The sequence below is a fragment of the Polyangiaceae bacterium genome, from assembly GCA_016715885.1.
Taxonomy (GTDB): Bacteria; Myxococcota_A; Polyangia; order Polyangiales; family Polyangiaceae; genus Polyangium.
On record JADJXL010000017.1, the window covers coordinates 189,982 to 203,725 of the forward strand.

11 protein-coding genes are annotated in these 13,744 nt (G+C 59.9%); 4 read left to right on the plus strand and 7 right to left on the minus strand.

The window, feature by feature from the left end; genetic code table 11:
- Window positions 1-44: 44 nt before the first annotated feature.
- From IPM54_20505 to IPM54_20515, 3 genes are read right to left on the minus strand one after another with little or no spacing between them, the layout of a single operon-like run.
- Window positions 45-1,388, minus strand: a complete 1,344-nt coding sequence (locus IPM54_20505) for a glycosyltransferase family 39 protein (protein ID MBK9262171.1) — start codon at window positions 1,386-1,388, stop codon at window positions 45-47.
- Between the two features lie 7 nt (window positions 1,389-1,395).
- Entirely contained in the window at window positions 1,396-2,187 is a 792-nt protein-coding gene (locus IPM54_20510) for a BtpA/SgcQ family protein (protein ID MBK9262172.1), read from the minus strand.
- 21 nt (window positions 2,188-2,208) lie between these two features.
- Complete coding sequence (locus tag IPM54_20515; protein ID MBK9262173.1) at window positions 2,209-3,060, minus strand: hypothetical protein; 852 nt, start codon at window positions 3,058-3,060, stop codon at window positions 2,209-2,211.
- A gap of 81 nt (window positions 3,061-3,141) precedes the next feature.
- On the opposite strand from IPM54_20515, the gene IPM54_20520 reads away from it, so the two are divergent.
- Window positions 3,142-3,900 carry a hypothetical protein gene (locus IPM54_20520; GenBank protein MBK9262174.1) on the plus strand — a complete coding sequence of 253 codons (759 nt, stop codon included), beginning with the start codon at window positions 3,142-3,144 and terminating at the stop codon, window positions 3,898-3,900.
- 149 nt (window positions 3,901-4,049) lie between these two features.
- Here IPM54_20520 and IPM54_20525 read toward each other — a convergent pair whose 3' ends face one another.
- A complete protein-coding gene (locus tag IPM54_20525) occupies window positions 4,050-5,051 on the minus strand; it encodes a hypothetical protein (GenBank protein MBK9262175.1) in 1,002 nt (333 codons plus the stop codon).
- Between the two features lie 14 nt (window positions 5,052-5,065).
- Complete coding sequence (locus IPM54_20530; protein ID MBK9262176.1) at window positions 5,066-6,754, minus strand: VanW family protein; 1,689 nt, start codon at window positions 6,752-6,754, stop codon at window positions 5,066-5,068.
- Here IPM54_20530 and IPM54_20535 point away from each other — a divergent pair.
- Both IPM54_20535 and IPM54_20540 read left to right on the plus strand, forming a co-directional pair.
- Window positions 6,702-6,944, plus strand: a complete 243-nt coding sequence (locus tag IPM54_20535) for a hypothetical protein (GenBank protein ID MBK9262177.1) — start codon at window positions 6,702-6,704, stop codon at window positions 6,942-6,944. The two genes, IPM54_20530 and IPM54_20535, sit on opposite strands and share 53 nt — an antisense overlap.
- 65 nt (window positions 6,945-7,009) lie before the next feature.
- A complete protein-coding gene (locus IPM54_20540) occupies window positions 7,010-8,233 on the plus strand; it encodes a hypothetical protein (protein ID MBK9262178.1) in 1,224 nt (407 codons plus the stop codon).
- A 9-nt stretch (window positions 8,234-8,242) separates the two neighbouring features.
- Here IPM54_20540 and IPM54_20545 read toward each other — a convergent pair whose 3' ends face one another.
- Complete coding sequence (locus IPM54_20545) at window positions 8,243-8,554, minus strand: hypothetical protein (GenBank protein ID MBK9262179.1); 312 nt, start codon at window positions 8,552-8,554, stop codon at window positions 8,243-8,245.
- Window positions 8,555-8,718: 164 nt separating this feature from the next.
- Here IPM54_20545 and IPM54_20550 point away from each other — a divergent pair, with 164 nt between their 5' ends.
- Entirely contained in the window at window positions 8,719-12,348 is a 3,630-nt protein-coding gene (locus tag IPM54_20550) for a VWA domain-containing protein (GenBank protein ID MBK9262180.1), read from the plus strand.
- Between the two features lies 1 nt (window position 12,349).
- On the opposite strand, the gene IPM54_20555 is transcribed toward IPM54_20550, so the two are convergent.
- Complete coding sequence (locus IPM54_20555; GenBank protein MBK9262181.1) at window positions 12,350-13,522, minus strand: glycosyltransferase family 4 protein; 1,173 nt, start codon at window positions 13,520-13,522, stop codon at window positions 12,350-12,352.
- Between the last annotated feature and the right edge of the window lie 222 nt (window positions 13,523-13,744).

Sequence of the window (13,744 nt, forward strand, 5' to 3'; positions counted from 1 at the left end):
GAGACGCTGCGCGTGAAGACTGATTTTGCGGAACGCACCGCGCGTCACCCCCATGCACGCCACGCGCCGCTCGCGATGAAACCATGGATGCGTCGCCACCCATCGAGTCCAAGCGCGATGATGATACCATCATAGGGCGCTCGATACCGTACATCGCCAAAGTAGACGACGGCAACGGCAACGAGCGCCGCAATCTGCAGGGAAAGCAATGCGTGGCGGGCAAACCGACGACGAAATGACGCCGCAAGCATCACGATGAGCGGTGGTAATAAAAAGACATTGTGAAGCGAGAGGGCACCGAGCATGACGTAACGAAGCGTATCGGTCGCGGAATCAGGCCAAAGATTGTTGAACCCCCAAAGCATGATGACATGCACGATCGCATATCGGATTTGCCGCCAAGGTCCGGTCTTCTCGACACACTTTTGCGCCAATTGCTCGAATGGCGCCGGATTCCACATCGTACCGCGCACCGAAACCTTCGTCCCGAACGCCGGATCGAGCCGCACGAACGAATCGGGCAAGCGTTTGTTCCGTTTTTCGAGATACCCCATCGGGGGAGGCGTGAACGCAGAATAATAATTCGGCAAACGCGCTTCGATGACGAGCGCGTGGCACCTGCCAAATGCATAATTGAGCGGCGAATTTCCAGACACGAAGCCCAACCGGCCCGTATGATGATGAAATCGCGCCATCGAAATGCCCGCAACGACCACGATCGGCAGCGCCAAACGAATCCAATTCCCAGCGGTCAGTCCTCGCCACGCTCGCCGGCGAAATGCCCAGACGACCAGCATGAGCGGTATCGACAAAATAATCTGCGGGCGAATCGTGAGACCAATGGCGACGGCCGTGCCGAACAAAAATGCATCCCACCCGCGACCTCGATCCACCAAGCGGAGAGAACAGAGCGCCGCCGCAGTCACGCAAACAGCAAATGGCAGCTCGCTCAAGTAATACCCGCCGAGAGATATCCAAGGATAATAAAAGCACGCAATGATCGCGGCGATCCGCGGCAGCAATGGGGCCTTCGTCAAGCGTTCGGCAAGATAATACACGAGCGGCACGAGCAACGTGCCCAAACAGGCGTATGCGATGCCGAGCGCGACGTGATTTTCCGCTCCAAACACGTATCGCACAGCGGTAAGGAGCGCGGCCGTGCCATAAGGGAAAAATATCGCCGACCCTTCCTTGCGAAACGGAAAATTCAGCATCGAGCTCGACTGGCCCCAGTACGAGCGCATGTCGGACGTGATGAATTCCCCCGGCGGATGGATCGCCAGGTTCCACACGAGTCGCAGCACGAGCGCTACGAGCGTCACGACGAGCAGGAATGAGCTCGCATTGCCCGGAAAAACCCATTGCCGAACGCGACGAAAAAGCGTCACAGGTCCGTCACTTGCGGCGAATCGCGCGGAACGCGTCCGCAAAACGCGCCGCCGTGTCGCGATCGATGGGATCGCCCGCACGTCCGGTCGCTCGAATCGCCGAGCCGACGATGAATCCATGGGCCGAAGCAAGCGCCGGCAATGCATCGATCGTGACGCCGCTCGCGACGTACACCGGAACGCTCGCCGCTCGACATACGGCTTCGAGGTCGTCACCGGATGCGGGGCGACCCGTTCCGCTTCCGGTCACCAAAAGCGCATCGGCAAGCCCGCGATCCGCCGTGTCGTGCGCTTCTTCTGCAATGGGCCGCGGTGCCAAGGGCGCGGAGTGTTTGACGTCGACATCGCAAAAGAGTTTGACCCGCTCGGCCTGCAATGCTCGGCGTGCGCGCAGGGTGCGATGAGCTGCGCCTTCGACGAGACCTTGATCGGTCACGCGCGCACCCGTATGCACGTTGATCCGAATCATGTCGGCATTCGTGGCCACTGCAATGGCAAGCGCCGCATCGGCGTCATTGCGCAATACGTTGACGCCCAAAAACAGGTTTTTCGCTGCATCACGCGCAGCACGAAGACACATGGTCATCGCCGCAATGGTAATCGGTTCCACGGCGCTCGGAAAAAACGGCGCATCACCGAAGTTCTCGACGATCACGCCATCATATCCGCATGCCGCAAGAAGCTGGGTCTCGCGAAATGCCTGTTCCTCGGCAAACCCTGCTTGGCCGTTCCACCGAGGGCTTCCCGCGAGCGGCGCAAGATGAATGACGCCCAGTAGCGAAGGTAGATCGTTCGTCATTTCCTCATCACCATCGTTCCATTACGACGAACGTCGTTTGGCCGTGAACTGGTTGTACGTCATGCGAATCGTCTCCTTCTGACCGCGGTTCAAGAGCGGATCCGCATCGAGCGCCGACTGAAAATCGCCACCTGCGACAGGAGTTTGGACTTTCGAACGCTCGGCCGCGAGCTCTTCTTCAGCCTTCGCGACGAGCGCCTTGGTGCGTTCGAGCTCGGCCTCGAGCGCCGACGTCGCATCGCGAAGCGCCTTCACTTCTTTCGCATGCGCCTCTACGAGCGCTGCTTTGGCGCGCTCCGCTTCGCGCAGTTTGCCCTCGACCGTCGCTGCAGTTGCCTTGGCTGCGTTGCGTTCGTCTTCAGCCGCTTTTCGCAGGCGCGCTTCCGCTTCGAGCTTCTTCCTTTGCGCGTCGATCTCGCCGTGCGCCGCTTGCAGCCCGCGCTCGAGCTCGGCGAGCCTCGTTTCCGCAGCAGCAACTCCGCCGCGCCCTGCAGCGAGTCGCTCTTCGAGCTCGACGATCTTCTTCTTTGTAGATTCCTCCGCAGCCGTACGATCGGCGACGGTTCGTCGTGCTTCTTCGAGCTGTGCACGAAGCGCGTCACGTTCTTCCTCGAGTCGCGCCTTTTCCTCTTCGATCTCGGTTCGTGCCGCGTCTGCGTCAGTTGCTTGTTTCTTCGCCGCAGCGAGATCCTTCTCCGCAGTGGTGCGAACATGCACCAGCTCGACCCGCATCTCTTCGCGCTGTTGCCGCTCACTGAGCAGTTTTTTCCGCGCTTCGACGAGCTGCTTGGCCGTCTGCCTGCGCAAGATCGACATGAGCAGGCAAAACACGAGCGCGAAGGTGGTGATCCAATACAGGTGCGACCCGAGCATCGATGGCCGCTGCCGAGCGTAACGGAAGGTGCTTCAAGAGACCATGGGCAACATGGCTCGAAACGACTAGGCTCCCGGACCATGTGGTGGCTGTGGATCGCTGGACCTATCGCGGTGGGGCTCATTTTCGTGCTCACTGGCAAGGTCGATGAGCGCGTGTCGAAGGAGATCGAAGCTTGGCGTGGCCACTTGGCAGAACGTCGCTCGAAGCTCCAGAAGAAGGCAAAAGCCGCAGGCGAGGGCAAGAAGAAGAAGGCCAAGGACATGCGTCCGAAGCCCGTCAGAGCGCTACCGGGAAACTTCAGCGAGGTGATCGAAGAAGTCGGCGAAGGTCGCGTGGCGGGGCAGTTCGAGCTTGCGCCGAAGGTTGCATACGCGCGGTTTGTCCTGGGCGATGTCGAAGGGAGCAGCGATCTTCAAACGGTGCTCGTTTGTCTCGCCGAACCAGGTCCGACGTTCAACGCAAGGCCCTTGCCGCTGCTCGACGAGACGAGCCGCGTGCCGAACACGGGCATCGAATTCCGCAAGGATCCCGAGTTTTTCTCGACGTACTTGGTGGAAGCCGACGCGTCGCAAGCGAAGGCCGTTGGCAAGTGGTTGTCGCGTGATCTGCGTACGCTCTTGCGTGAACACGGCGAAGTGTGGCTCTGCGTGCGGGGTCGCGCGATGGCGCTGACGGTGTACGGGACGATCCGCGAGGAGAAGATCGCGGCGCTCATGGAGCTTGCGGAGGTGTTCGTCGCGGAACACGGAGCGGAGGACGGGCCGTCGCTGTTTGGAGAGACGGACCGTATGAGCTCAAAGGAAAAGGCGAGCGCCGAGGACGACGACGAGGCGTGATGGGACAAAGCGCCATCCGACAGCGACGCGAGGCTCAGCGTATCCCGCAATAGATTCTTCGCGAACTGATCGGGACCGTTGTGCATTGGTGCGTCGCGGTACACCAACGTTTGGCGCGGCGCAATGGCATTCGCAAAGGACAAACCCGTTCACTGATCGCGCGTCAAAAGCCTTCGCAGCAACTCGAGCGGGTGAAACCCGAGCATTTCTTCGATACGCGCAAGCTCGGGACGTTCCGCCGCGCGTTCCCAAAGCCTTTCGATCTTGCCGCTCACGACACCGCCCGAATCGAGTCGTTCGACGATGTTACGCACAGCGATGAATGCGGCCAGCCCCGCATCGATGCCGAGCGGGATCGCCATGGGCGCGGGCAACGGCGAAAGAATGATGTCACGCACGAACGACGCGCGCGCCCACGCACCGGGACTCGGATCCACTTCGAGTGCACGGAACGTCGCGTGTTCGGCAAAGCAGCCGAAGGCCAAGGGCCCGATGCGCTCTTCGACCGTGCGCGCGAGATGGCGGTGATCACGTCGCCAATCGCCCGAGAGCAGTCCGATGTCATCACGGATTTCTTCCGGACCGATGATGTGACTGATGCCATCGCCGGAACGCCTGAGCGCGATGCTCGTCCAGAGCTCACCACGTTCGAACAGACCGAGAACCATCGACTTTCCAACAGGACAAACCGCATCGAGGCTCGCGCGCACCATGCCCGACGTCGGCACGGGGACGCCTCGAAGACGAAGCGGCCACGCGACGATGTTTCCTTGGGCAAACTCGGCTCGAGCGAGCGAAATCAGCGTGAGCGTCTGGGCCATGAGGTCATCGTTCGGCCGCGTTTTCGCGCCAAAGCCTTCCATGATGCGCACGGTCGCTTGACGCTCGAGCACGATGGCAAACGCGACCGAATGCTTTCGCGCAAGTTCCTCGGCGGACTGCGGCCACTCGATGTTGCGCGGGGACAAACGCCCCGCAGACGTGTGCAGCAGTTTCAAGAGCCGACCACGATCATGAACGGCGATGATGCCGCCTCGGGGGCGGTTTGGATCGCGCGACTCACGCGATGCGGGACGCGGCCGAAAGAGCGACAAAACGCGCAGCCAATCGGTCGTCGTGAACCCCTCGAAGCGTACGTGCGGGGAAAACACGCGGCAAACTTAGCCTAACCTGAATCGGCCGTCTTGCTTTTCTTTTTCTTCTTTTTCTTTTTGGTTTTGGGCTCGTCCGGCTTTTTTGCTTTGTCGTCGACGGGGGTTTCTGTCGCAGCAGCAACCGTCGGAGCCGCATCGGCGTCGCTGCTTTCATTGCCGCGAAAATGCGTCAGACCTAATTTTTCATAATATCCACGTTCGCCCGTGCGTCCTGGTTCGCGGCTTTCGATCGTACCGCCACCAGGTTCGGGACCGGATACACCAGGCGTGTGAATGTCGGGGCCTTGCGTGACGACGAGATATTCATCGACGATGTATTCGGGATGGTCGTCGTCCTTCGCGGAAACGTCCAATTCCTTCGGCCCTGACCCGACATTGAAGATTTGCGTGGTCGGCGGGTAAGAATCGGTCCATCTGTAACGAACGCCATGGGCGCCATCTCGCACGACGCGGGAGCTCGTGGTTTTGAATCCCGGAATGCCTCGTTGCGCGAGTACGCGCGTGCCTTCGGGCAATTTGGGTGTTTTGCGCTCGATCTCCTCGAATGGCACGACTTCGTCGATGCGCCGGAAATACGTCACGGTATGGCGGCGTGCGGGACCGAGGATTTCGGCGCGCACGATACCATTGGAAACTGTTTCATGAAGAACGATTGGGAAATTGAATGGATTACGAAATCGGAAATTGATGGTCGGATAGACGACCGTCGCGTCCAATCCAAGCTTGATGTAATAGCTCGGACGTGAATGCGGATACCGCTCGACGATATCGAGGCCGGCAAAAAAGGCGGCACCATGCAACGTTCCCGAGATTTGGCACGTGCCGCCGCCGAGTCCGTCGACGAGCTCGCCTTGCGCAATGACCGGCGCGACGCGATACCCATGCGCCTCGTCACGCGGGCCGACGACTTCGTTGAAGTCGAAGATTTCACCGGGCATGACGACGGCGCCATCGAGGCGCGAAGCCGCAAGCCGCAAGTTGTACGTTCGATCCTTGGCGCGTTCACCCAGCGTGTAGCGCGTCTCGAAGTACCCGAGAACATGAGAGAATTCGACGTTGCCAAGCTCCGCGGCGCGACGTTTCGGCGGCACGGTCTCGACCATCGCCAAGACCTCGTCCTGACCTTGACGAAAAGCTGCTTCGATCCTGGCGATCGTCCCGTAGACATCAAGCCTGTGCCCATCTTTTTCGGGCACGAGCTTCTTCTGAGCTAGGTCGACGTACGCATCGGTCGCGGCCGAATCGAGCTCGGCCTTCAGCGCGAGGAGTTTGTCGAGGGCCGCATCGGCATCGAGGATCAGCGGCAAAGGAACTTCCAGCGGCGTGCCGGGCGGGTTTGCATCGTGCGCGCGGCGCAGAGGGCTTTCCGGGCGGATGGCTTCGCGAACGAACCCGGCGAGACGCACGCGGTCGATCTCGGCACCGAGCGCACCGCGACGAATTTTTCGACCGGTGCCATCGGGGAGTTTGATCGTGATCTCGCCCGTCGCGTAGCGCCTGACGAGATCGAGCGCGTTGGCAACGGGATCGCCTTGCGCGGGCACGGGCATGCTTGCGACACGCAGCTCGGGCGTGGGACGAACCGCTGGCGTTTCGACGGGGGGCGGCAGAAGCAGCCACGTGATGCAAAGGCCTGCGGCGACGGCGATGATCGTCATCGCCGCATACCGTTTGACCTCAAAGGATCCCGCGAGCCGCATCGTGGGCATCTTGGAAAGAGAGCTGCGGGGCGTCAAGTTGCCGGCGTCGAAAGATCACGCGAAGGGTCGTGAGGGGCCACCCACGAACATCGGACATTGTATGTCCGATCGCGGCAATTCGAGGATTGAAAGGGCGCGTCTCATCGATTATGAAGTAGGACATCGTCGCGGTTCGCTCAATGCGGCGTGAAGGCTGGATCGTCAGTGCTTTGCGCGTTGTGGTCGCGGCGTGCCCAGAATTCAGCGAGGTTCGATATGCACCTTGTCGACTCGGGTCTTGGCCCCGCGCCCTACGAATTGTCTCGTACGACGGATTTGCGCTTCATTTCCGATGAATTTTCGAGTTTGCAGGGGCGTTTCGTCAGATGGGAGCTCGGCGCATGGTGTGCTGCGATTGCGCAGGCACTTCCGCGCGCGCAGGCGCTCGACGAAGGGCGTCTTGGTGCGATTGCTGCATGTTTTCGAGAAACCATTTTGGTCGCCGAGCAGCTCGAAAAATACGACGCTGCCCGCGGCATTGCAGAAAATGCAATTCGGTATTTTTCCACCCTTGCAGCACGTGAACGTCGAGCGGATGCTGTCGCGTTTGGTGTGTCGGCATTGATATGGCTCGGGCGCACCGAGCGCTTGGCCGGGAGAATGGACGAAGCTTTGCTCCATTTGGGTCGCGTGCGTTCGTTGGGTTTTGGAGCGGAAATCGGCATGGGACCGCTGCGTGTGACGAGGGCGCAATGGGACAGCGTGATTGCGCTCGAAGCGGAAATGGCGCGAGGGATTGCGTTCGATTCTGCGGTCGAATTGTTCTCGACACTTTTGGCTGCGGGGCAATTCGAGGAGGTCGTGTCACTGGCGCTCGTTGCGCGAAAAGGCCCGAACGATCCACCGGCACTCGAAAGCATTCGCAAAGAAGCGGCGCTGTCGGCGCTTTGTCGATTGGGATGTCCGGACGAAGCGCTGGCGCTCGCCGCACGGTACACGGTCGAGGCGCGTGAGGCAGACAAATTGGTGTTCAATTTGCGACGGGCGGAAGTGCTCGCGTGTTTCGGCGAATTGCCCCGCGCTCGAAGAATGCTCGAATCGATATGCGAGGAGCTCGAGCAGCGGTGGCGCGGGCATCCGGCGTGCGTGGAGGAGATTTGGATTGCGGTACGAGCGACGCGGGTTTACGCATTGATCTCCGAAGCGCTTTCGATCGAATTTCACTGGACGGCATTGGCCGAGGCGCTTTTCGTGGGAGACGTACCGCTCATCGTCGAGCTGCTCGTAAGAATTGCGCAGCATGAATGGGATGACGAACGCCGCGCAGATGCGGCGGAATTGCTGCGCGCCGTGGGGCTCGGTTCAGGATATCGACTGCCTTTGGTTCGGGAAATGCTGCTTTCAGACGAAGAGCCATTGTCGGGACGGTCTTCGGAAGAGCGCGCGCCAGGATTTGCAGCGCTCGTCGAATTGCTCGACGCGCTCAGCCGACCAAACTGATATCACGATTCACGTTCCACCATCCGACCCACCCGCTCCGCCCATCCCACCAATCTGCCCGCCTCCGCCAGCACCAGCGGCTCCGCCAGCGCCGCCGGCTCCACCGGTTCCGCCGAATCCACCACCGCCCAATGCAACTTCGCCGGACGAGCTCGATTCGCCCGCAACGGTCACGCTGTGTTGTGGGGCCGGAATTTCATTGCGATCGACAGCCGCAATGAGCTCGCAACCGACCGCCGAGGCCAAAAATCCGAAAGCAACCGCCAAGATCAAGTGTTTGCGTGCTTGCATCATGCCATAACAAGGCCCGAAATTGAGCATCTGTCAATCGACGTCTCCCAATTCAGCACGAATACTTCGATTCGTCCCGGTCGGTCCGTTCATTCGTACGAATCTCGACCAAGCTCATCAAATGGTCTGCTCCAGTCAGCGCGTCGATTTCTCTCCACCCTTTCGACCGATTCATGTACCATGGTCGAATCACCATGACGGCCCCCTCGACCGATACGATCACCCAAGGAACGATGCGCACGACGAGCGGCCTGCCATTGCCGCTCGAACACACCGAAGTCGATGCCACAATCAACGGTCCGATTGCGACCGTGACGGTGCAGCAGCGGTTTCGCAACTCGAGCGGGTCGCCCATCGAAGCGGAATACATGTTTCCGCTGCCGCATGGGGCATCGGTGCACACGATGCGGTTTCGCATCGGGGATCGGACGGTCGAAGCGGTCGTCAAGGAAAAAGAGGAAGCCAAACGAGCTTATGAGGCTGCTCGGCGGGAGGGGCGTAGCGCAACGCTGCTCGAGCAAGACCGGCCGAATCTGTTTACGCTGAGCGTGGCGAACATCGCCCCGGGCGACATCATCGACGTCACGCTGGTATATCAAGAAAAACTCGCTTTCGACGACGGTGAATGGCGGTTCGTCTTTCCCATGGTGACGACGGAGCGACATCATGCGGGCCGTCCGAACGAGGTTCCGGGACGAACGGGAAGGTCCATTGCGACGACGGAAGTGCCGGATGCGGCCAAAATTCGGCCCCCTGCCGCGGCGACGGGACAACGCCCGGCGAACGTGCGTGCTGCGGTCGAAATTCGCGCGGGCGAATTGATCGAGCCGCCCCGATCGCCGTCGCACCGCATCGATATCGAAAACCTTGGCCAAGGCGCATATCGAGTCAAACTGCACGAATCCGAAACGATTCCCAATCGCGATTTGGTCATTGCTTTTCGATCCGCCCAGGCTGGTATTCGACCACGCGCCTATTTCGAACGAAAAGCGGACAAAATGGGCACGTTTTTGCTCGTGGTGACGCCACCGATTGCGCCCATCGAAGATCTTTCGTTGGCCGATGCGGGACCTGGCGGAGACCATCGCACGTTCCGTTGCAACAATTGCGGCGGCGCACTTCGCAACGCTTCCGCCATCAAGGAATGGCCCGGCATTGGCCCCGCTTGGAAGTGTGAATATTGCGGAGTCGTCGTCGCAGCGACGCGCGAACAGGCGAAGTTTGGTTTGCCGCGTGATGTCGTTTTTCTCGTGGACCGATCCTGTTCGATGCGCGGTGCAAGCGTGGCCCAAGCAAGGCGGGCCGTGCGCATGATTCTGGATCACCTCGGTCCGGATGATCGAGCGCAAGTATTCGCTTTCGACCACGACCGAATTGCAGCAGACGGCCGCGGCGAATCGTTCGTGCCCGTCACCAAAGAATGGATTTTGCAAATCGACGAGTTTCTCCGCGGCATTCAAGCTCGAGGAGGAACGGAGCTCGAAGAAGCATTCGAACGAGCCGCAAGACTCGGTACGGAAAAAGGTCGAACTCGGGTCGTCGTTTTGATCACGGATGGAGCCGTCGGGAACGAGGGCAGGCTTTTCCGACGAGTGCCCACCATTTTTGGTACAGAAACGCGCTTGTACATCCTTGGCATCGGGCCGTCGGTCAATCGGTATCTCGTCGAGCGGCTTGCTCGGGCAGGGGGCGGGACGAGCGATGTGCTTTTGCCTGGGGAAGACGTGGAAACGGTGGTGCCGAAATTCGCACGACGCGTGCGGCAAGCAGGACCGGTGCTCACGAATGTTCGTTTGTCCTGGGACGATGCAATGCCCGTGGACGTGTATCCGAGCCCGGTTCCCGAATTGTTTGGCGGACAAACGGTCGAATTGTACGGCCGATTCGCAGGCTCCGGGAAAAGCCGATTGGTTTTGACGGGAACGCGTGCCACGGGAGAATCGTTCCGACAAGAAATCGATGTCGACCTGCCCGAAGAATCGAATCAAATGCCGGGACTCGAAAGGCTTTGGGCACGGCTACGTATCGACGCACGTATGGAACGGCTAATCGAGGCGCCAGGGGAAGCCGCGGAAGTGCGTATGGAGGTTTTGGCGCTCGCATTGAAGCATAAATTGCTGAGTCCCTACACGTCGCTCGTCGCGGAGGACAGTGAAAAACGAGTGACCGCACCAGCGAAAAAAGTGCAAATGGCGGCCGTTGCGGAAATCGACGACGAGCCTACGCAAGAAGATATCGATCTCGAGCTCATGGCACGCACGGTCGATGACGAAGGTGCGATGACGACCGGTGCTCCGCCTGAGCCCGATAGCGACGAAGATCTGATGACTTCAGCCGTTTACGGCATGCCACCGCCAATGGCCGCGGCGCCCGCGCCTGCTTATTATGCGGCCCCTCGTGCGCGAGCCGCATTGAGCGTCGTGGAGGACGACGATGTCGTCGACTGTATGGACGGCGATGGAGGCATTGCAATGACGCGAGCCGGTTCGATCGGCGGATATGGGCCGCCGGGCGGGTCGCCACGGGGTGCTCCACCGGCATTTGGCGCGCCGCCTCCGCCGATGGCACCACCTGCACCGGCAGCAATGGCGGGACCACCGAAAATGATAATGGGCACACTCCGTGTCGAAGGCGCTCCTGCGGCTCGGGGTGGGTTTTTCTCGAAACTCAAAGAGGCATTTGGGTTTGGCGAGGAAAAAACCGCCAAAGCAGAGAGCCACGCGCCGAGCGGTTTTTCTGAAGACGATGACGAACCGCCGACATCGCGTGATCCAGAGCCGTTCGAAGCTGAAGGAAGGTCGGCTCCGGTAGGTCCGCCGGTTGCGCCTGCACCGGCGCGGCCGGCATATCATTCGCCTGGGCCTCAGGCAGGCGTTTCGCCACGGCCGCCGCTCGAGTCCGTTCATACGGAGACATATTCGCCGGAAATGCTTTCCTTCGTGACGCGCGCAGGTGCGGGCGAAATCGATCTCGTTTTTTTGGTCGATGAGACGGGCAGCATGGGCGCGTATATCGAAGAGGTAAAACGGCGGCTGCTCGAAATCATCGAAGCCATTCGCCGAGCACCGCTTTGCCGCAGTTTGCGTCTCGGTCTCGTGAGTTATCGCGATCATCCGCCGCAAGATCGATCTTTTGCGAGTCGCGTGGTGCCGCTGACGGACGACATTGCATCGATCAAAAAGGGTGTCGAACGAATGCAGGCATCCGGTGGTGGTGATGGTCCGGAATCCGTAACGGACGGCCTTTACGATATCGTGAGGCTCGATTGGCGTCCGCGAGCAGCACGGGTCGTCGTATGGGTAGGAGATGCACCGCCGCACGGAGTCGAGCCATCGGGAGACGCATTCCCCGCGGGATGTCCGTGTGGTCATCATTGGTACGCCCAGGCCGAGAATGCGCGCGAAATGGGTATCGTCATCCACGCGGTCGGTTGTTTGCCAGCGCTGCGCGAATATCGAGGCGCCGAGGACGTATTCAAAACGGTCGCATCGACATCACGAGGGCTCTATTTGCCGCTCACTCAGGCCAGCTTGCTCATTCCGATCATCACGGGTGTCGCAGAAACGGAGCTCGACAAACAGCGCATCGAAGAGCACATTGCCGAAGTGCTGAAGACATATGAAAAAGAGCTCGCGGTAGCAGATCAAGAAGAGCAAGTGCGGTTTGTCACGGACGTGCTGCGCCAAAAGAATGTACGACCGCGCGGCATTGTTTACGATAGCAATGCCACGGGGCCGTCACCGCAACGGTTTCGAGTCATCACTGCCACGGACGTCGAAGAAGGCATTGAACGGCTGCGACGCACGTTGCGCACGTCACTGTAATTTAGCCCACTGCATGCATTTCGTTTGTCGACAGCGCCGTTTGTCGGCAAATCGCAAGCAATGCGTCGGCTGCAATGTCCCAGCCGTACCTTTGCGCATGTGCAGGTCCATCGGCAAACGCGCGCTGACGGAATTTCGTGTCCGAAATGGTCTTTTCGAGCGCCGATTGAATCGATTTGCAATCGTACGGATCGCAGCTCGCAGCGAGGTCACCGGTCACCTCGGTCAATGCTCCGGTATTCGAGACGAAAACAGGCCTACCGGCAGCGAGCGCCTCGAGCGCCGGTAAACCAAAACCCTCGTGAAGACCGACCATGGCCACGGCGTCCGCACCTGCGACGAGACCCGGGACGAGCTCATCGGGAACGAACCCTGTAATGCACACTCGATTTTCAATTCCAAAACGCGCCACAGCATCCCGAATGAGTGGAAGCGCGCCCCAATCTCCGCCTGCGAGCACGAGGGAATGGTGCGACGCAACGGGGCTCGTCGCAAACGCTTCGATCAAACGCAAATGGTTCTTGCCCGGGTGTTCGAGGCGTCCGAGGTACAAGACATAGGGAGCTTCGATTTTTAATTTCATTCTTGTCATGCGCACACGTTCGTCTTCATTTGATGGCGGCGTGAATCGTGTGGCATCGACACCGTTTGGAACGACTGAAATGCGCGACAGGGGCCAGTCGAATGCGTCGGCAATGTCTTTCTGTGTGTAATGACTGACCGCAACGATTCGCGAAGCTCGCGCAAGTGCGGGCATGACTGAATAGCGAAGGTAGGCCATGCGGAGGCGGTCGTATTTGCCCGGAACATGAAGCTGAGCAATGTCATGAACGACTGCGACGGTGGGAATGGATGACGTCCCCACCATACGACGATTTGCCGCGGGCAGAAGCAATACGGCTGCTTTGGTACGCATGGTGAGAAAACCGCCACCAACGAGATGAAAGAGTGCATTCAAACCGGGCGGTGTCAATGGCGACGGAAGAACGACGCGCCGGGCATCACCCAAGATATCGTCATATGCTTTCAGGTCGCTGGGTGTGCCGAACACGACGAGCTCCCCGCCCGAAGCTGCCAGCGCGCTGCCAAGGCGCGGAACGACGGCCCGTGTGTAAACTCCAATTCCCGACCGGCCATAATCCGTTCCGCCGAGGGGCAATGCAAGTCGCAGCATGTCAAGCCTCTTTTCCCGAATCGCGTGCTTTGTTTGTTTTGCGTTCTTTTGCACGATCCGGGCCCGAGCCATGTGCGGACAGATGCACCGGCGAGTAACAGGCACCCCACGAAGCCGCCCGCGAGTGTGCTCAACCGTGCCGCGGTTCGGCGGTGACATCCGCTGCAACGCGAATTTCTAACGTTCCGGCCGAAAAATTCGTGCCGAGCGCCAACGGATTGC